The sequence below is a fragment of the Jeotgalibacillus sp. S-D1 genome, from assembly GCF_004358665.1.
GTDB lineage: Bacteria > Bacillota > Bacilli > Bacillales > Jeotgalibacillaceae > Jeotgalibacillus.
In genome coordinates this window covers 867,565-886,993 of sequence record NZ_SMZR01000001.1, presented here as the reverse complement: position 1 = coordinate 886,993, position 19,429 = coordinate 867,565, and the positions used below count along the sequence as shown (strand labels likewise).

The 19,429-nt window shown below is 41.4% G+C and carries 18 protein-coding genes; all 18 read left to right on the top strand.

Features of this window, described 5'->3' with window-relative positions:
- Positions 1-35: 35 nt before the first annotated feature.
- On the top strand, positions 36-1,124 hold the full coding sequence (locus tag E2R51_RS04540) for a BMP family lipoprotein (RefSeq protein ID WP_133375831.1): 1,089 nt from the start codon (positions 36-38) through the stop codon (positions 1,122-1,124).
- Positions 1,125-1,335: 211 nt separating this feature from the next.
- Positions 1,336-2,871, top strand: a complete 1,536-nt coding sequence (locus E2R51_RS04535; protein ID WP_133375830.1) for an ABC transporter ATP-binding protein — start codon at positions 1,336-1,338, stop codon at positions 2,869-2,871.
- Positions 2,864-3,907, top strand: a complete 1,044-nt coding sequence (locus tag E2R51_RS04530; RefSeq protein WP_133375829.1) for an ABC transporter permease — start codon at positions 2,864-2,866, stop codon at positions 3,905-3,907. Before E2R51_RS04535 ends, E2R51_RS04530 begins: the two co-directional genes overlap by 8 nt.
- Positions 3,908-3,946: 39 nt before the next feature.
- Complete coding sequence (locus tag E2R51_RS04525) at positions 3,947-4,864, top strand: ABC transporter permease (protein ID WP_133376328.1); 918 nt, start codon at positions 3,947-3,949, stop codon at positions 4,862-4,864.
- A 155-nt stretch (positions 4,865-5,019) separates the two neighbouring features.
- A complete protein-coding gene (gene yfmF, locus E2R51_RS04520) occupies positions 5,020-6,294 on the top strand; it encodes an EF-P 5-aminopentanol modification-associated protein YfmF (RefSeq protein WP_133375828.1) in 1,275 nt (424 codons plus the stop codon).
- On the top strand, positions 6,295-7,599 hold the full coding sequence (gene yfmH / locus E2R51_RS04515) for an EF-P 5-aminopentanol modification-associated protein YfmH (protein WP_133375827.1): 1,305 nt from the start codon (positions 6,295-6,297) through the stop codon (positions 7,597-7,599). It begins immediately after the preceding gene.
- The gene (ymfI, locus tag E2R51_RS04510) at positions 7,592-8,311 is read left to right on the top strand and encodes an elongation factor P 5-aminopentanone reductase (protein ID WP_133375826.1); all 720 of its coding nucleotides are present in this window, start codon (positions 7,592-7,594) and stop codon (positions 8,309-8,311) included. The genes yfmH and ymfI overlap by 8 nt, the downstream gene beginning before the upstream one ends.
- Before the next feature lie 106 nt (positions 8,312-8,417).
- Complete coding sequence (locus E2R51_RS04505) at positions 8,418-8,678, top strand: DUF3243 domain-containing protein (protein ID WP_133375825.1); 261 nt, start codon at positions 8,418-8,420, stop codon at positions 8,676-8,678.
- Between the two features lie 276 nt (positions 8,679-8,954).
- Positions 8,955-9,746 carry a YmfK family protein gene (locus E2R51_RS04500; protein ID WP_133375824.1) on the top strand — a complete coding sequence of 264 codons (792 nt, stop codon included), beginning with the start codon at positions 8,955-8,957 and terminating at the stop codon, positions 9,744-9,746.
- 18 nt (positions 9,747-9,764) lie between these two features.
- The gene (locus E2R51_RS04495) at positions 9,765-10,619 is read left to right on the top strand and encodes a helix-turn-helix domain-containing protein (protein WP_165967139.1); all 855 of its coding nucleotides are present in this window, start codon (positions 9,765-9,767) and stop codon (positions 10,617-10,619) included.
- Between the two features lie 106 nt (positions 10,620-10,725).
- A complete protein-coding gene (gene pgsA, locus E2R51_RS04490) occupies positions 10,726-11,304 on the top strand; it encodes a CDP-diacylglycerol--glycerol-3-phosphate 3-phosphatidyltransferase (protein ID WP_133375822.1) in 579 nt (192 codons plus the stop codon).
- Between the two features lie 16 nt (positions 11,305-11,320).
- On the top strand, positions 11,321-12,574 hold the full coding sequence (locus E2R51_RS04485) for a competence/damage-inducible protein A (RefSeq protein ID WP_133375821.1): 1,254 nt from the start codon (positions 11,321-11,323) through the stop codon (positions 12,572-12,574).
- 239 nt (positions 12,575-12,813) lie between these two features.
- The gene (gene recA / locus E2R51_RS04480) at positions 12,814-13,863 is read left to right on the top strand and encodes a recombinase RecA (RefSeq protein ID WP_133375820.1); all 1,050 of its coding nucleotides are present in this window, start codon (positions 12,814-12,816) and stop codon (positions 13,861-13,863) included.
- Between the two features lie 248 nt (positions 13,864-14,111).
- Positions 14,112-15,671: a ribonuclease Y gene (rny, locus tag E2R51_RS04475; protein ID WP_133375819.1), complete on the top strand. Its 1,560-nt coding sequence runs from the start codon at positions 14,112-14,114 to the stop codon at positions 15,669-15,671.
- A 98-nt stretch (positions 15,672-15,769) separates the two neighbouring features.
- Complete coding sequence (locus E2R51_RS04470) at positions 15,770-16,570, top strand: TIGR00282 family metallophosphoesterase (protein WP_133375818.1); 801 nt, start codon at positions 15,770-15,772, stop codon at positions 16,568-16,570.
- Between the two features lie 105 nt (positions 16,571-16,675).
- Positions 16,676-16,936: a stage V sporulation protein S gene (locus E2R51_RS04465; protein ID WP_133375817.1), complete on the top strand. Its 261-nt coding sequence runs from the start codon at positions 16,676-16,678 to the stop codon at positions 16,934-16,936.
- Between the two features lie 352 nt (positions 16,937-17,288).
- Positions 17,289-18,833 (top strand): tRNA (N6-isopentenyl adenosine(37)-C2)-methylthiotransferase MiaB, encoded by a 1,545-nt coding sequence (miaB, locus tag E2R51_RS04460; protein WP_133375816.1) that lies wholly within the window; start codon positions 17,289-17,291, stop codon positions 18,831-18,833.
- Positions 18,833-19,267, top strand: a complete 435-nt coding sequence (locus E2R51_RS04455; protein WP_133375815.1) for a YlbF/YmcA family competence regulator — start codon at positions 18,833-18,835, stop codon at positions 19,265-19,267. The genes miaB and E2R51_RS04455 overlap by 1 nt, the downstream gene beginning before the upstream one ends.
- Positions 19,268-19,429: the final 162 nt, after the last annotated feature.

Sequence of the window (19,429 nt, the reverse complement as noted above, 5' to 3'; positions counted from 1 at the left end):
CTAATACACGAAAATCATTTGGGGGGTAACTGTAAGTGAAAAAGCGCAAATTTGGTTTAGCACTATCAATGTTTCTTGCAGCAGGTACAATTCTTGGAGCATGTGGTAGTGACGATGCTGACACATCTGACAGCGGTGAAGGCGGCAATTCTGGAGAAGAGTCCGGTGGCGACTTTACTGTTTCAATGGTAACGGATGTGGGCGGAGTTGATGATAAATCTTTTAACCAGTCAGCTTGGGAAGGTCTTGTAGCTTTTGGTGATGAAAACGGACTTAAAGAGGGAACAGATGGCTATAACTATTTCCAATCCGCAAGTGACGCTGATTATGTTACAAACATAAACACTGCAGTTCGTAATGACTTTGATCTTGTGTTTGGTATTGGATTCCTGCTGCAGGAAGCGATTGAACAGGTTGCCGCTCAGCAGACAGATACCAACTTTGCAATCGTTGATTCTGTAGGCAAAGGTGATAATGTAGCTTCGATAACATTTAAGGAGCATGAAGGCTCTTTCCTTGTAGGTGTAGCAGCTGGGTTACAGACAAAAACAGATAAAATTGGTTTTGTTGGCGGCGTCGAGTCGGATCTGATCAACAAATTTGCTGCAGGTTTTAAAGCTGGTGTTGAAGCAGTTAACCCTGATGCTGTAGTCGATATTAAGTTTGCCGGAAGCTTCGGTGATGCTGCCCGCGGCCAGCAGATGGCTGCTGCGATGTACGGCGCAGGCAATGATATTATTTATCATGCTGCAGGCGGTACAGGAAACGGAGTCTTTACAGAAGCAAAGAACCTTAAAAAGCAGGATCCTGAAAGAGAAGTTTATGTGATCGGCGTTGACCGCGATCAGGCTGAAGAGGGAGCTCTTTCAGCAGACGGTAAAGATTATAATGTAACCCTTACTTCTATGGTTAAACGTGTAGATGTAGCAGTGCAGGACATTTCAAAACGCGCAATGGATGGGGATTTTCCTGGCGGAGAGGTAATTGAGTACGGAATTGAAGAAGAAGGAATCTCAATTGCTGAAACTCAGGACAACCTTTCTCAGGAAATTCTTGATGAAGTGGCAGACTACGAGCAAAAAATTCTTGATGGAGAAATTGAAGTTCCATCTACTCTAGAATAAGTACAAATGCATACGGAGAATGGAAGGCTGGGGAATCCCGGCCTGAAATTCTCTTTTTTTTTGGAAAATGATCCGTATAAGAATATTAACTGAAGAGGGGAATTTAATTTCCATTTTCATTTAGTAGTTTTATAAAGTAATGCGCCACAAGACGTCGGACCTCAATCAACTGACAACTTACCGTATAACCAAATAGAAGGAGTGAGCCCGGATGGAATACGTCATTGAAATGCTAAACATCCGCAAAGAATTTCCCGGAATTGTAGCGAATGACAATATTACGCTGCAGCTTAAAAAAGGAGAAATTCATGCGCTGCTAGGTGAAAATGGAGCAGGGAAATCAACACTTATGAATGTGTTGTTTGGTCTGTACCAGCCTGAGCAAGGTGAAATTAAAGTGAAAGGGAAAAAAGTGAACATTACAAACCCGAACATTGCAAATGATTTAGGGATTGGGATGGTGCATCAGCATTTTATGCTGGTAGATCCTTTCACCGTTACAGAAAATATTGTTCTTGGCATGGAGCCCAAAAAAGGGGTAACCATCGATATGAAGAAAGCTGTTAAGGATGTAAAGGAGATATCTGACCGGTACGGTCTAAAAGTGGATCCTAACGCTAAAATTGCGGAAATTTCAGTAGGAATGCAGCAAAGAGTGGAGATTTTAAAAACACTGTACAGAGGTGCAGAAATTTTAATTTTTGATGAGCCAACCGCGGTGTTAACTCCTCAGGAAATCAAAGAACTGACCCAGATCTTTAAAACATTAATATCAGAAGGAAAATCGATTATTCTCATCACTCATAAGCTCAAGGAAATTATTGAAGTATGCGATCGGGTCACCGTAATTCGAAAGGGTGTAGGGATTGATACTCTTGATGTAGAAGGAACAACTCCCAATGAACTGGCAAGTCTTATGGTAGGCCGGGAGGTGCTGTTTCGCACAGAGAAAAAAACGGCTGTTCCCAAAGAAGCAGTTCTTGAAATAACGAAGCTGAATGTAAAGGATGCAAGGGGAGTAAATGCTGTAAAGGATTTAAGCATTACTCTCAGAGCAGGAGAAATTGTTGGCATAGCAGGTGTGGACGGCAATGGTCAGTCTGAATTGATTGAAGCCATTACAGGTTTAAGAAAAATCAGCTCAGGCTCCATTAAGCTGAGTGGAAAAGAGCTTTCATCACTTAAACCAAGAAAAATCACGGAAGCAGGTATAGGCCACATTCCACAGGATCGTCACAAGCACGGTTTGGTGCTGGATTTTCCGATTGGTGAGAATATGGTTCTGCAAACATATTATCAAACTCCTTTCTCAAAAATGAGCATGTTAAATAACAAAGAGATCAATAAAAAAGCAAAAAAATTAATTGCAGAATTTGATGTTAGAACACCCTCCGAATACACGGAGGCACGTGCTTTATCAGGAGGCAATCAGCAAAAAGCGATTATTGGCCGGGAGGTTGACCGTGATCCTGATCTGTTAATTGCTGCCCAGCCTACCCGCGGACTGGATGTTGGGGCCATCGAATTTATTCACCAGCGGTTAATCGATCAGCGTGATAAGGGAAAAGCTGTTTTGCTTCTTTCTTTTGAACTGGATGAAATTATGAATGTCAGTGACCGCATTGCAGTCATATATGAAGGAAATATTATTGCGATCGTTGATCCAAAAGAAACGACAGAACAGGAACTTGGCTTATTAATGGCTGGATCGAAGCGAAAGGAAGCAGGTGAAGATACGCATGTTTAATCGTGTACAAAAGATACTCATACCGGTTATATCGGTAATATTAGGATTAATTATCGGTGCAATTGTCATGATTATCTCCGGGTTTAATCCACTCGAAGGCTATAGCGCACTGTTAAAAGGTGCCGTGGGTGACAGTTTTTACCTTGGAGAAACAATCAGGCAGATCACACCATACATTTTTGCAGGTCTTGCTGTAGCATTTGCTTTCCGTACGGGGCTTTTTAACATTGGGGTAGAGGGTCAGTTATTAGTTGGCTGGATCGCTTCAGTATGGGTTGGACTGGCATTTGATTTGCCTAAAGTTATCCATTTGCCTATGTCTATTTTGGCTGGAGCTGCAGCTGGTGCTTTGTGGGCTTTTGTGCCCGGAATTTTAAAAGCACGCTTTCGGGTTCATGAAGTAATTGTCACGATTATGATGAACTATATAGCACTTCATTTAGTTAACCACTTGGTGCGCTATGTTATTTCTGACCAGCAGAACACCACTGAACGTGTACCGGAGACCGCTTCATTAAAGTCTCCGTTTCTTGAAACACTTACTGAATTTTCTACGATGCACTTTGGGATATTTCTGGCATTGGCAGGGGCAATTATCTTTTGGCTGATCCTTGAAAAAACCACTGCCGGCTTTGAACTTCGTTCTGTAGGATTTAATCAGCATGCATCTGAGTATGCAGGTATGAATGTCAATCGAAATATTGTTTTTTCTATGGTTATTTCCGGCGCTTTTGCAGGACTTGGCGGGGCGATGGAGGGACTTGGCACATTTGGCTACGCCTTTATTCACAGCGCTTTTTCCGGTGTAGGATTTGATGGAATTGCGGTAGCTCTCCTCGGAGGAAATGTTGCGATCGGCGTGGTACTTGCTGCTGCTCTATTTGGAATATTAAAACAAGGTGCGCTCATCATGCCGATTGAGTCTGGAGTTCCAACTGAATTGGTTGAAATCGTTATTGCGATCATTATCTTCTTTGTCGCTTCGAGTTATATTATCGCTTATGTTTTACAACGTTTTAAAAAGGGGGCGAAATAATTGGATCTGTTATCTGCAATTGAAATATTGGTTAAATCCATGCTTTTCGCATCAGCTCCTCTTATTTTCACAGCCTTGGGCGGTGTGTTTTCAGAGCGATCCGGTGTCGTAAACATTGGACTTGAAGGGCTTATGGTTATTGGGGCATTCTCAGCTGTTGTATTCAATATAACATTCGCTGAAACATTCGGAGCGGGAACGCCCTGGGTAGCTTTACTGGTGGCGATGGGAATCGGGGGAATATTCTCCCTGATCCATGCTGTTGCCACGATCACATTTCGTGCCGATCACGTGGTCAGTGGTGTAGCAATTAACTTTCTTGCTTTAGGTTTAGGTGTTTTCCTGGTAAAAGCATGGTACGGAGCTGGACAGACCGGCAAAATTCCGGTACCGATGTATTACACGAAAATCCCTGTGCTTTCAGATATACCGGTGATTGGACCAATCTTATTTAACAACTATTTAACCTCATATTTGGCTATACTCGCAGCGGTAGCTGGCTGGTTTATTTTATTTAAAACTCCTTTCGGATTAAGGCTGCGTTCCGTGGGCGAACATCCGCTTGCTGCTGATACTATGGGGATTAATGTTTATAAGATGCGCTACCTTGCCGTGTTTATCTCAGGGGTTCTTGGCGGACTTGGAGGAGGCGTATATGCGCAGACAATCACCCAGGATTTCAGTGGCATCACCATTACAGGACAGGGCTTTATCGCTCTTGCTGCTGTGATTTTCGGGAAATGGCATCCGCTTGGTGCTATGGGAGCGGCCCTGTTTTTCGGGTTGGCTCAAAGTTTAGCTATCATTGGTTCAAGCTTCCCGTTTTTGGCTGATGTGCCAAACTGGATTTTGCTTTCTGCTCCATATATACTGACGATTTTGGCGCTGGCAGGTTTTATAGGAAGAGCCGATGCACCAAAAGCAGTTGGTACTCCTTATATAAAAGGAAAAAGATAGTGGAAAGCCCTGGTGTAATTGCCAGGGCTTTTTTTAATAGGGAATTTGATGTTCTAACTTGTGACTTTTGCTCCTTAGAATGTATAGTGAATACATGGAATATAAATACTAAGATGCGGTGGCGGTGGGTAAAAGCTGCCAGAAGGAGCGAAACGATGACAATTGAACCAAAAACGGTGAAATATCAAGGCTTCTCGATTCATACCATTCCAACTAAACAATTTAAAACAAATCAAATGGTACTAAAATTTCGAGCGCCTCTAAGAAAAGAAGATGTGACTGCCAGAGCTTTACTTCCTTATGTGCTTCAAAGCGGAACCAAAAAGTGGCCGACAACTGCTGCTTTTCGAACGCATTTGGATGATTTGTATGGAGCTAATGCCCAGGTTGATGTCGGCAAAAAAGGCGAGTCCCATATCTTAAGTTTTTCAGTTGATGTGGCAAATGAGCGCTATTTAAAAGACAGCACTCCGTTAACAATTGAAGGGCTGCATGTATTATCTGAAGTGCTTTTTAATCCGTTGGTGGAAAATGACGGGTTCTCTTCAAAAATTGTTGAGCAGGAAAAGCGCACGCTTAAACAGCGTCTGGAGTCTGCACGAGATGATAAAATGCGTTATGCATCCCAGCGATTAGTTGAGGAAATGTGCGAGGGGGAAGCATTTGCATTACAGCCGAACGGATCAATCGAGGACGTGGACTCTATTACTCCCCAATCTCTTTTTAATGTTTATAAAAAGATGATGTCTGAAGATACAATTGACCTTTATATCGTTGGAGACATAGAAGAGGAAAAGATGCTTCCGGCTTGCGAAGAGAAGCTTCCATTTCAAACGCGGGATGAATTATCCAGTGAGAAAGCTGAATACAAACCAAAAGAAGAACCTAAAAAAATAGTAGAAAGACAATCAGTTAAGCAGGGCAAGCTTAACATCGGATACCGGACGGGCACCGTTTATGGTGAAGATGATTACATTCCGCTTGTTATGATGAATGGGATTTTGGGCGGCTTTCCGCACTCCAAGCTATTTATAAATGTGCGTGAAAAGGAAAGTCTTGCTTACTATGCAGCAAGCAGAATTGAAAGCCATAAAGGTTTAATTTTAATTATGTCAGGGGTGGACCCTGGCAAAATAGACCGTGCTGATACTATTATTCAAGAGCAGCTAACAGCTATTCAAAATGGAGATATATCTGACAAAGAGCTTGAACAAACAAGGGCTGTAATGAAAAACCAGATGCTTGAAACACTGGATGTTGCAAGAGGTATAGTGGAAATACATTACCAAAGTGTTATGGCTGGAACTTCCTTTACAATTGATGACTGGTTCGAGCGGATTGATTCGGTTTCCAAAGATGAAATTGTAAGTGTATCCAAGAAAGTCGTGCTGGACACCACCTATATTTTGACTGGCAAGGAGGAGGCTTAAATGGAAAAGAAAAAATTCGATCAATTACAAGAAGAGCTATTTTATGAAAAATTGGATAATGGACTTTCTGTCTATATTCTTCCGAAGCCGCAGTTTAATAAAACATATGCAACTTTTACTACCAAGTACGGATCGATTGACGATCAATTTGTACCTCTGAATGAAAAGGACTTTGTAAAGGTGCCTGATGGGATTGCGCATTTCCTTGAACATAAAATGTTTGAAAAGGAAGATGGGGATGTTTTTCAGCAATTCAGTGAAAATGGAGCCTCTGCAAATGCATTTACTTCCTTTACACGGACCGCTTATTTGTTTTCAAGTACATCCAAAGTAAAAGAAAACCTGGCTACATTAATTGATTTTGTGCAATCTCCTTACTTCACTGAAGAAACAGTAGAAAAGGAAAAAGGAATTATAGGTCAGGAAATAACAATGTATGATGATAATGCCGACTGGCGTCTTTATTTTGGCACTATACAAAATATGTACCATAACCATCCGGTAAAGGTTGATATTGCAGGAACGGTAGATTCAATAGCAGATATTACAAAGGATCATTTGTATCAATGCTATAACACATTTTATCATCCTTCGAACATGGTGCTTTTTGTTGTTGGTTCTGTCAATCCGGATGAAATTATTGAGCAGGTCCGTTCCTCCCAGCAGGAAAAATCATATGAACAGCAATCACCAATTGAACGAAAATTTGAAAATGAACCTTCAAATGTAAACCGTAAACATCATCAGCTGAACATGGACGTACAAGTGCCTAAATGTATGGTAGGGCTCAAGGCATCAAATGTTGAACTTTCCGGGGATGATTTACTGCGCCGTGAGTTAGCGGTGAATACAGCACTCGAGGTTCTGTTTGGACGCACCTCCTCTCATTACACAAAACTGTATGAGGAAGGGTTAATTGATGATAGCTTTACGTTTGATTTTTCGCAGGAATATGGTTTTGGATTTGCTTTAATAGGTGGTAACACAAGAGAGCCTGATAAATTATCCCAAACAATACAAACCATTTTAGCGAAAGAGGCCAAAAATTCTTCCATCACAGAGGAGCAGCTTAATTCTGTGAAAAAGAAAAATATTGGCGGATTTTTGCGTTCATTAAATTCACCTGAGTTTATTGCGAATCAGTTTACACGCTATGCTTTTAATGAAATGGATTTATTTGACGCAGTACCGACCCTGGAAACTTTATCGAAGGATGATATCGGGGCTGCACTTGCGGATCTTGCACAGCCAGACAGAATGACAAGCTTCTTTATTCTGCCGAAAGAAGAAGAGGCTGTTGAATAATCGGGTTCTCGTATTAGGTGCAAGCGGCGACATTGGCATGGCTGTTGTAAAAAAATTGGTCAGGGAGGGCTGGTGTGTTTACGCTCACTACCATAAAAATGAACAGCGGGTCACAGCGGCGATCGAGGAGTTTGGAAAACCGGATGATATTATACCGGTGCAGGCAGATTTATCTTCCTCACAATCTGTGGACAAGATGCTTAAGCAGCTGACCGACGTTCACTCAATCGTCCATGCAGGCGGCAAAACCTATGAAGGGCTGCTGGAAGAAACATCAGATACTGTGATGGAAGAGCTATGGGCAACACATGTTTATCAGCCGGCACGTATTGTTCGGGCGCTGATTCCAGGGATGCGCCGTTCTAAAACCGGATCAATCGTATTTATTTCTTCAATTTGGGGCGAAACCGGTGCTTCCTATGAAGTTTTATATTCTGCCGTTAAAGGAGCTCAGCAGTCGTTTGTAAAAGCCCTGGGAAAAGAACTTGCCCCATCCAATGTAAGAGTAAATGCTGTTTCACCCGGAGCAGTCAATACATCAATGACAGCTCATTACAGTGAGTTGGACCGGCTAAGCATTGAAGACGGCATCCCCATGGGACGAATGGCATTGACTGATGAAATTGCCGGAGCAGTTGTTTTTTTATTAGGAAATGACGCCAGCTACATTACCTCCCATGTTTTATCAGTAAATGGAGGATGGCATGCATAAATGATGTATAGTACCTTCTTTCTTACCTCATACTATGAAAAGTATGCTTACCCTTTAAATGAGGAAATGCGTGCTTTTGACGATGATAAAAGAAGGAGGAAACAACATGTCTGTTCTGGAAAATTGGCAACAGTGGAAATCTTTTTTAGGTGACAAAGCCATTCATGCAAAAGAAGGCGGAATGGAAAAAGGCAAAATGTCCGATATTGCTTTTCAAATCGGTGACTATCTGGCAAAAAATGTGGACCCTAAAAATGAGCAGGAGCGTGTGATGGCTGATTTATGGTCTGTGGCAAGCACCGAAGAACAACATATGCTTGCGAACTTAATGCTTCGTTTAACAACAGGCGAAACGAAAGCTCACTAATCGTTAATAAAGCATATGTTCAAAAATGAATCAGCTAAAAAAGAGAGGATATCCCTCTCTTTTTTGTTTTGAAAATAATGAGTGTTAAAATTTTGTTCGGTTTCATTTTAAAGCAAAAATATTTATAAAGCACAAATTACCAGTTGAACGAATTTCATCGTATATCTTTTTTGAAACTTAATTGGGTTTCTCTTTTCTATTGATGGAAAATGCTTTATTATTAACGGTAGAAGTTAACATTATCGAAATGAGTCGCTTTTTGAAGGAGACAAACATATGCAAAAAAAGGAATGGTATTTAGAATACGAAATCCAAAAAAATAGACCTGGTTTGCTTGGTGATATCTCCTCATTACTTGGAATGCTTGAAATTAATATTGTGACCATTAATGGTGTTGATGAGGGAAGACGTGGTATGCTTCTCTTAGCGAGGAATGATGAACAGATTTCCCGTCTTGAATCAATTATCAGCACGATGGACACTATTCAGATGACAAAGCTTCGTGAACCTAAGCTGAGAGACCGTTTGGCGGTCAGGCACGGCAGGTACATTCAACGGGATGCTGATGATAAAAAAACGTTTCGGTTTATTCGCGACGAACTGGGATTATTAGTGGACTTCATGGCAGAATTATATAAGCAGGAAGGTCATAAACTTATTGGAATCCGCGGAATGCCCCGGGTAGGAAAAACGGAATCGATTGTGGCTGCAAGCGTCTGTGCCAATAAAAAATGGCTATTTGTATCTTCTACTTTGCTAAAACAAACAATACGTGACAAGTTAATTGAAGATGAATATAATGAAAACAATTTATTTATTATCGATGGTGTCGTTTCCACAAGACGAGCGAGTGAACAGCATTGGCAGCTCGTGCGTGAAATTATGCGTATGCCTGCAGTGAAAGTGATCGAGCATCCAGACGTATTTGTAGAAAACTCAGAGTATTCAATTGATGATTTTGATTATATTATTGAATTAAGACATGACCCGGATGAAGAAATTACATACGAGATGGTACAAAAAAACAATATGTTCAGCGGTTCGGAATTTGGCGATTTTGATTTTTAAATATGGTAGGTGTATACATTGACAGAGCTAGGAGCACGACTAAAAGAAGCAAGGGAGAACAAGGGCTACTCATTGGAAGAAGTTCAAGCACTAACTAAAATTCAAAAACGATACCTGCAGGGGATTGAAGAAGGCGATTACTCCATGATGCCCGGGTCTTTTTATGTCCGTGCATTTATAAAACAATATGCAGAAGCAGTGGGACTTTCATCAGAAGAATTGTTTGAAACTTATTCAAATGACATTCCTTCTAACCGTGATGAACAAATTCCTACTAATCTATCACGCTCAAACACCCGGAAATCAAGCGGCGGAAGTTCATCAAATGTCTTGAATTTTATTCCCACTGCTTTTGTAGTCATAGTTATCATAGGCATTGCTTTTGTTATTTGGCTTGTAGCGCAGGCTGTTATGGGACAAGATGAACAGGCTGATGCTCCTGGACAGGAAGATACAATAGGAATTGAACAGCCTGATGGGGCAGAAAGTCAGGAAGAGAATGCGGAAGAAGTGGAAGAAGTGGAAGAGACACCCGCTGAAGAAGAAGAAAAGCAGGAATCATCGGAAGAATTAGCCGTTGAAAATACTGGCGTTGAAGGTGACACAACTAATTATCAAATTTCCAATGCAGAAGAAGTGGAAGTGACTGTTACTTCTCCTGAGACATGGGTTGGAATCACCGATCAATCCGGAGAAACCCTATTGGGACAGCCATTGACTGAAGGCGATACTATAAACTTCAATGCTTCTGAATACGAATGGTTCCGGATAAGAATTGGCAATACAACGGATACTGTTGTTAAAATAAATGATAAAGAGGTTCCATTTGGCAATGAAAGCACTACACAAAACATGATTTTTGTTACAGAATAAGCCTTATGATCTTAATAATGTGGTCATGATTAAAATATAATAAAAATAGTCATCGTGTCCGATGGCTATTTTTTTGCCAAAGTCTAGTTACAGGAGGAATTTTTAGGTGAACATCCCGAATAAAATAACAATATCAAGAATATTTCTTATTCCGCTATTTATGATTATTATGCTGGTCGATTTTGGCTGGGGATCGCTTCAGCTGCTGGGGGCCGAGATCCCGGTAAACCATTTTGCCGGTGCGCTGATTTTCATTTTTGCAGCTTCAACTGATTGGGTTGATGGCTACTATGCTAGAAAATTTAATATGGTAACCAATCTCGGGAAATTTCTCGACCCGCTGGCAGATAAATTGCTTGTTTCAGCTGCTCTGATTATTTTAGTGGAGCTGCAATTGGCTGCTTCATGGATTGTTATTCTCATTATAAGCCGTGAATTTGCTATTACCGGATTAAGACTTGTATTAGCAGGCAGCGGCGAAGTCCATGCAGCCGCTATGCTCGGAAAAATTAAAATGTGGATGCAGATCATTGCGATTTCCACGTTGCTTCTTCATAACATTTTCTTTGAATTGATCAATATTCCATTTGATGTGATCTCCCTTTATATCGCCGCTATTTTTACAGTGTGGTCAGGTGTGGATTATTTCATTAAAAACTGGGATGCCTTCCGTTATTCTAAATAAGGAGTGAGACAGTAATATGAACGCAGAAATTATTGCTGTTGGTTCTGAGCTTCTGCTTGGCCAAATCGCTAATACCAATGCCCAATACCTGTCCCAGCAGCTTGCAGAAATAGGGATAGACGTATATCGCCATCGTGTAGTCGGTGACAACAGAGAAAGATTATTAAATGAAATTCGCGATGCTGAACAGCGTGCTGATCTTGTCATTCTTACCGGAGGTCTTGGGCCTACTAAAGATGATCTGACGAAAGAGACCGTTTCTTTCCATACTAATAAAGAGCTGGTTATGGATCAGGAATCGCTTTTGTTCATTGAACAGTATTTTAGAGATTCCGGTCGTCCAATGACCGATAATAACCGTAAGCAAGCGATCGTGCTAAAAGACAGCGATGTACTGATCAACAAGCATGGCATGGCTCCGGGTATGATCTTTACGCATAATAATACCGTTTTTGTCCTGCTTCCCGGACCGCCAAGAGAAATGAAACCAATGTTTCAAATGGATGCGGTTCCCAAACTGTTAGGTTTATTCAGTGATGGCCAGCCTGTTCACTCGAGAGTGCTGAGGTACTTCGGGATTGGGGAAGCAGAGCTGGAATCGAAAATAGAATCCCTAATCGATGCTCAGTCAAATCCAACAATTGCACCGCTTGCTTCTGATGGAGAGGTTACCCTGCGTCTGTCCGCTAAACACATGGACAAGTCACAGGCTGTAGCCATGCTTGATGATGCGCAGGAAAAGGTTAATAAAATAGTGGGAGAATTTATGTATGGCATCAATGAACAGACACTTCTCCATAAAGCTGCATATCTGCTTGCTTCCCGCAAGAAAACAATTGCTGCTGCAGAAAGCCTGACGGCTGGGCTGTTTTCTTCCCAAATGGGCTCTATTTCAGGAGCCAGTGCATTTTTTCACGGCGGAATTATCTGCTATTCAAACGAGGTAAAAGAACAAATAGTTGGTGTGCGAAAAGAAACAATAGAAGAGCATGGTTCAGTAAGTGAAGCGTGTGCAGCTGAACTTGCCACGAAGGTTAAGGCCCAGATGAACACGGATATAGGTATTTCCTTTACCGGTGTTGCGGGACCTGATTCACTTGAAGGCAAAGCACCTGGGACGGTGTGGATTGGCATTGCTTATGAAGACAATCCCCCGGTTGCTTTTTCTTATTCTCTGAAGGGAGAGCGCAATTATGTGCGCATCCGTACGGTTAAACATGGTCTGTTCCAATTAATACGCTTGCTGAATGAAGATAAATCCTCTGCCTGAAAAGGGCCGGAGGATTTTTTTATAGCTGCTGAAATAGTTAAACCGGCCTGTTTTATGCTGATAAAATGGTTAATTCTCTATATAAAAAGGGTAAAAGACACTGTATTATAGTGAATAAAAAAAGCGAATAAATGTTCGCTTTTTGCTTGTTATATTGTTTTAAAAGGAGTATAGTAGAGTTAGGTTATGAGATACCTGATTGAGCAATAGAGGTATCCCAGATAAAAGGAGGAATTTTTGTGAGTGATCGTCAAGCAGCTCTTGATATGGCATTAAAACAAATTGAAAAGCAATTTGGAAAAGGTTCTGTAATGAAATTAGGAGAAAAAACCGGCAGAAATGTTTCAACTGTTTCAAGCGGTTCCATAGCTCTGGATGCAGCGCTTGGAATAGGGGGTTATCCTCGAGGCCGGGTGATTGAGATATATGGTCCTGAAAGCTCTGGTAAAACGACAGTGGCGCTTCATGCAATAGCAGAAGTTCAGGCAAAAGGCGGCCAGGCGGCATTTATTGATGCTGAACATGCCCTCGATCCGATCTACGCCAGCAAGCTGGGTGTTAACATCGATGAGCTTTTGCTGTCACAGCCTGATACAGGTGAGCAGGCTCTTGAAATAGCCGAAGCGCTTGTTCGAAGCGGTGCAGTCGAAATTGTGGTAGTAGACTCGGTGGCAGCGCTTGTGCCTAAAGCTGAAATTGAAGGAGAGATGGGGGATTCCCATGTGGGTCTGCAAGCACGTCTTATGTCACAGGCTCTTCGTAAACTTTCCGGTGCCATCAGTAAATCAAATACCATAGCGATATTTATCAACCAGATTCGTGAAAAAGTAGGCGTTATGTTTGGGAGCCCGGAAACGACTCCAGGAGGAAGAGCGCTAAAGTTTTACTCTTCAATTCGTCTTGATGTTCGCCGTGCTGAAACATTAAAGCAAGGTAACGACATGGTCGGTAATAAAACACGAATAAAAGTAGTTAAAAACAAAGTAGCTCCTCCTTTCCGCATAGCAGAAGTTGATATTATGTATGGAGAAGGAATTTCACGTGAAGGTGAAATCATCGATCTAGGCGCTGATGTTGATATTGTCCAGAAAAGTGGTTCATGGTACTCGTATAATGGAGAACGTTTAGGACAAGGCCGTGAGAACTCCAAACAGTTCTTAAAAGAAAACACCGCTATTCGTCAGGAAATTATGATGAAAATCCGGGAGCATCATGGTATGGACATTGACCGCAATGCTCCTCCAACTGCCCCTGAAGAAGAAGCAGAATTGAACCTTCTGGAAGACTGAGTGGAAAAGCTACACCAAAGACAAAGAGAACAGTTCTCTTTGTCTTTTTTTAAGGATTTTATTTAATGCAGGGGATAATTCGTTGAGCCCCTTGACAATAAAATTTCCCAGACTTAAAATTAACATTGTATATTTTACAAATTTTTTCGATTGATAAGTTAATTGCCTGGCCTTGTATAGTAATCGTTTATACTAGCCGACAGAAGGCAGGATCTGAAACATTTGAATAGCAAGGGGAGGTGAATACGATGGAATTAATTGATATCATCTCCATTTTGCTTGGCATTATCGTCGGTGTGATTGTTGGTTATTTGATTCACAAATTCATGATGGATGCGAAAATCGGTGGTGCAAAAGGCTCTGTAGAACAAATTATCGAGAATGGCAGACGTGAAGCAGAAGCCATGAAGAAAGAAGCACTATTAGAAGCGAAAGATGAAAATCATAAGCTTCGTTCTGAGATTGAAGCAGAACTTCGTGAGAGAAGAAACGAATTGCAAAAGCAAGAAAATCGTTTAATGCAGAGAGAAGAAAACCTCGATCGTAAGGATGATTCGTTAAATAAACGAGAATCTTTACTCGAGCGCAAGGATCAATCCTTGCATGAACGACAACAACATATTGAAGAGATGGAAAGCAAAGTGGATGAGATGGTTCGACAGCAAGACCTTGAACTTGAACGCATTTCAAGCTTAACTCGTGAAGAAGCGAAGAGCATAATTCTGGACCAGGTAGAAAAAGAATTAGCTCAAGATATCTCCATCATGGTTAAAGAACAGGAGAATCGGGCTAAGGAAGAATCTGAAAAGAAAGCTCGCGAACTACTTTCACTTGCGATTCAGCGCTGTGCAGCTGATCATGTTGCAGAGACAACTGTTTCTGTCGTAAATTTGCCGAATGATGAGATGAAAGGTCGAATCATTGGGCGAGAAGGACGAAACATAAGAACCTTGGAAACACTAACAGGCATCGATCTTATTATTGATGACACACCAGAAGCAGTTATACTTTCCGGCTTTGATCCGATTCGACGTGAAACCGCTCGAATTGCACTCGAAAAGCTGGTCCAGGATGGACGTATACACCCTGCCCGTATTGAAGAAATGGTTGATAAAGCACGCCGTGAAGTGGATGAATACATTCGTGAAATAGGCGAACAAACAACCTTTGATGTAGGGGCGCATGGTTTACATCCAGATTTAATTAAAATTCTTGGCCGACTTCGCTATCGTACAAGCTATGGGCAGAATGTACTTAAGCACTCTACTGAAGTAGCTTATTTATCCGGTCTGCTTGCGGCTGAACTTGGTGAAGATGAAACGCTTGCCAGACGTGCAGGTCTTCTGCACGATATTGGGAAAGCTATCGACCATGAAGTGGAAGGCAGCCATGTTGAAATTGGTGTTGAGCTCGCAACGAAGTACAAGGAACACCCTGTAGTGATTAACAGTATTGCTTCTCATCACGGCGACCATGAAGCTACATCGGTCATTGCTGTACTGGTAGCTGCTGCGGATGCTCTTTCCGCTGCCAGACCTGGTGCAAGAAGCGAGACGCTGGAAAACTATATTCGCCGTCTTGAGCGTTTAGAAGAAATTTCAGAGTCATATGATGGTGTTGAGAAATCATTTGCTATTCAGGCTGGACGTGAAATTCGCATAATGGTTAAACCGGAACAAATCGACGATATAACTTCTCATCGACTTGCCCGCGATATCCGTAAGCGGATTGAAGAAGAGCTGGATTACCCAGGCCATATAAAGGTAACAGTGATTCGGGAAACAAGAGCAGTTGAATACGCAAAATAGCATTAGAAAGGCAATGTGAACCCTTCACATTGCCTTTCTCTTTTTTTAGCGATGTATGGTACACTTAATAAAAAATTGCAGCAGAAAGAGGATTTAACGTGAAAATATTGTTTATTGGTGATGTTGTAGGTTCTTTAGGACGCGAAATGGTAGAAGAATATCTGCCCCAGTTAAAAGAGAAATATAAACCTGATTGTACAATTGTGAATGGAGAAAATGCGGCTTCCGGCAGAGGAATTACAGAAAAGATTTACCGTCAGCTTGAAGGGGCGGGAGCCGATGCAATAACAATGGGTAATCATACATGGGACAATCGGGAACTGTTCCAATTTATCGATCAGACCCAAAATATAATTCGTCCGGCGAATTACCCTAAAGGCGCTCCGGGTAAGGGCATTCAAATGATCCAGGCCGGCAGCAGTGAAGTGGCGGTGATTAACGCGCTTGGGCGTACGTTTATGAATCCGGTTGATGATCCCTTCCCGGTTGTGAAAAAACTGGTCGATGATGCCAAAAGACATACTCCTTTTGTCTTTGTTGATTTTCATGCAGAAGCTACAAGTGAAAAACAAGCAATGGGCTGGCACCTTGATGGTAAAGCCTCCGCAGTCGTAGGCACTCATACACACGTTCAGACGGCCGACAATCGAATTTTACCGGGCGGTACAGCTTATCTGTCTGATGTTGGAATGACCGGCCCATATGATGCTGTACTGGGGATGGAGCGTGAAGCTGTGTTAAAGCGTTTTGTAACCAGCCTTCCTGTACGATTTGAAGTACCGAAATCAGGCCGTACACTTCTGAGCGGATGTATAATTGAATTGGAGCGCAAAACAGGCAGAGCCCTATCTATAAACCGGATTTTAATTAACGAAGATCGTCCTTTCGTGTCGAATTAACAGAAGTCCCTTTACATAAAGCATAGTAAAGCAACTAAGTGAATATAGTGAAGGGAAATCATCACATCCATGGTGTGGTAGTTGATGTTAATGAGGAGGTACACGATGGACGTCCTGAAGGTGTCATCACGATCTAATCCTAATTCCGTAGCCGGAGCACTTGCCGGAGTACTGCGAGAAAGAGGTATGGTGGAAGTACAAGCAATTGGAGCAGGCGCACTAAACCAAGCAGTAAAAGCAGTTGCCATTGCCAGAGGATTTGTTGCTCCTGGCGGAGTGGATCTAATTTGCATCCCGGCTTTTACGGACATTAAAATTGATGGGGAAGATCGAACAGCAATGAAATTAATCGTGGAACCAAGATAGTTTAGATGGTTTCTGTTGTTATTATCTTCCATAAGTTAACATGAAACATAAGGGGGAAAGAAGCATTCTGGCTTCTTTCCTTTTTCAATTCAAAAAAATAAACGAATATTCATGTCCTACTGAACATACGAAAAAGAGGTAATGGACAAGTTTTAAAAAGCAGACCTCAAGAAAATTACATAGAAAAGGGCGAAATTTCGACAAACAAGCCGTCCCTATTGTATCTGCCTATAAGACCCTTTATACTAAAAGAACGTGTGATTTTGTCATAACTCACAAAAACCTTTAAAATGAAATGACTTATTGTTTTGAAGCAAACCTTAACAGGTTTCGATAGAAAGGGGATTTTCTCATGAACGAAGAGCAGCGTCTAGCAGGCCAGCAAGCCTCAGTGACACCTGCCAAGGGCAAGAAAGATAAAGACTACAGTCAATACTTTCAAACTGTTTACAGCCCTCCTTCTTTAAAAGACGCTAAAAAGCGTGGAAAAGAAGAAGTTAGTTATCATAAAGACTTTAAGATTGATGCTGAATTTGAAGGAATGGGCAAAGGCCGTAAATTTTATATCCGTACTTACGGCTGTCAAATGAATGAACATGACACTGAAGTAATGGCAGGAATCTTTTTGCAGTTGGGCTATGAGTTAACTGACTCCACAGCAGATGCAGATGTCATCTTATTAAATACATGTGCTATTCGTGAAAACGCTGAAAACAAAGTATTCGGTGAAATCGGTCATTTAAAACCGCTTAAGCTTGAGCGGCCTGATCTGCTGATTGGTGTATGCGGTTGTATGTCGCAGGAAGAATCAGTAGTTAATAAAATTCTGAAAACACATCAGCATATCGATATGATTTTTGGAACGCACAATATACACAGACTGCCTAATATTCTAAATGAAGCTTATTTAAGTAAAGAGATGGTCGTAGAAGTATGGTCAAAAGAGGGCGATGTAATTGAAAATCTCCCTAAAGTCCGTAAAGGTGCCATTAAAGGCTGGGTTAATATTATGTATGGCTGTGATAAGTTCTGTACGTACTGTATCGTCCCTTACACACGTGGTAAAGAGCGGAGCAGACGTCCTGAGGATATTATTCAGGAAGTGCGTCATTTAGCTGCACAGGGGTATCAGGAAATTACTCTGCTTGGACAGAACGTTAATGCGTACGGAAAAGATTTTGAAGATATTGAGTATGGTCTCGGCCAGCTTATGGACGAATTAAGGCAAATTGATATCCCCCGTATCCGTTTTACGACGAGCCATCCGCGCGACTTTGATGATTATCTGATCGAGGTTCTGGCTAAAGGGGGCAATTTAGTTGAACATATCCATTTGCCTGTTCAACATGGTTCTTCACAAGTGCTTAAACTGATGGCCCGTAAATACACACGGGAACACTTCATAAATCTTGTGGGGAAAATTCGCAATGCTATACCGAATGCAGTACTGACTACAGACATCATTGTCGGTTTCCCGAATGAAACTGAAGAGCAATTTGAAGAAACTTTGTCATTGTACAAAGAGGTGGGGTTTGAAACAGCCTTCACTTATATTTATTCTCCCCGGGAAGGAACTCCGGCAGCTAAAATGGAAGACAATGTTCCGCTTGAAGTAAAAAAAGAAAGATTACAGCGGTTAAATAATTTGGTGAATGAGATGTCCAATGCAGCGCTCAAAAAACTGGAAGGCCAAGTAATGGAGGTTCTGGTTGAAGGAGAAAGCAGAAAAAATCCAAACGTATTATCCGGCTATACACGCACGAGTAAGCTGGTTAATTTTGTTGCTCCAAAAGAATCAATTGGAAAGTTAGTTCAAGTAAAAATAACGGATGCCAAAACATGGAGCCTGAATGGTGAAGTGATTGAAGCGGAAAACCCGGCAGAGGTGAAGGTATAATGGAACAACGCTACACAAAAAAAGACATTATTGCAAAAGCGAAAGATCTCGCACAAATGATTACCACTACTGAAGAAGTTGATTTCTTTAAGCGTGCTGAAGCACAAATACAGGAAAATCAAAAAATTCGCGAAAAAATTGCCAGCCTGCGCAGTCTGCAAAAGCAGGCAGTTAACTTTCAGCATTACGGAAAACACGAAGCGTTAAAAATGATTGAAGCTAAAATTGAAAAGGTTGAAGCTGAAATCGATGACATTCCCATTGTACAGGAATTTAAACAATCTCAAGTAGAAGTTAATGAACTGCTTCAAATGGTAGCCAATACAGTTTCGAATTCTGTAACAGATGAAATTATCCGTCAAACTGGCGGAGATATACTGAAAGGCGAAACAGGTGCTCAAGTCCGTAAAGGCGGCGGCAGCAGCTGTTCGTAATCTCCATAGAAAACTTCCTTTAAAAAGGAAGTTTTTTTCTTTATCTTTTTTCTGAAAATTGACAATGAATTGAATGTTTGATAAAAAGAGAGTAAGCGTCTGTAAGAAATTATTAATTTACGAAAATATGAAAGCGATTACAAATAACTAGGGAGGTGACTC

What these genes read in the sequence shown, in the direction of transcription:
- E2R51_RS04505 (WP_133375825.1), top strand. Translation starts at nt 8,418, where the DNA reads ATGTCTGTTCTGGAAAATTGGCAACAGTGGAAATCTTTTTTAGGTGAC.
- E2R51_RS04455 (WP_133375815.1), top strand. Translation starts at nt 18,833, where the DNA reads ATGGAACAACGCTACACAAAAAAAGACATTATTGCAAAAGCGAAAGAT.
- E2R51_RS04485 (WP_133375821.1), top strand. Translation starts at nt 11,321, where the DNA reads ATGAACGCAGAAATTATTGCTGTTGGTTCTGAGCTTCTGCTTGGCCAA.
- E2R51_RS04525 (WP_133376328.1), top strand. Translation starts at nt 3,947, where the DNA reads ATGCTTTTCGCATCAGCTCCTCTTATTTTCACAGCCTTGGGCGGTGTG.
- E2R51_RS04530 (WP_133375829.1), top strand. Translation starts at nt 2,864, where the DNA reads ATGTTTAATCGTGTACAAAAGATACTCATACCGGTTATATCGGTAATA.
- rny (WP_133375819.1), top strand. Translation starts at nt 14,112, where the DNA reads ATGGAATTAATTGATATCATCTCCATTTTGCTTGGCATTATCGTCGGT.
- yfmF (WP_133375828.1), top strand. Translation starts at nt 5,020, where the DNA reads ATGACAATTGAACCAAAAACGGTGAAATATCAAGGCTTCTCGATTCAT.
- E2R51_RS04465 (WP_133375817.1), top strand. Translation starts at nt 16,676, where the DNA reads ATGGACGTCCTGAAGGTGTCATCACGATCTAATCCTAATTCCGTAGCC.
- yfmH (WP_133375827.1), top strand. Translation starts at nt 6,295, where the DNA reads ATGGAAAAGAAAAAATTCGATCAATTACAAGAAGAGCTATTTTATGAA.
- miaB (WP_133375816.1), top strand. Translation starts at nt 17,289, where the DNA reads ATGAACGAAGAGCAGCGTCTAGCAGGCCAGCAAGCCTCAGTGACACCT.
- E2R51_RS04535 (WP_133375830.1), top strand. Translation starts at nt 1,336, where the DNA reads ATGGAATACGTCATTGAAATGCTAAACATCCGCAAAGAATTTCCCGGA.
- E2R51_RS04500 (WP_133375824.1), top strand. Translation starts at nt 8,955, where the DNA reads ATGCAAAAAAAGGAATGGTATTTAGAATACGAAATCCAAAAAAATAGA.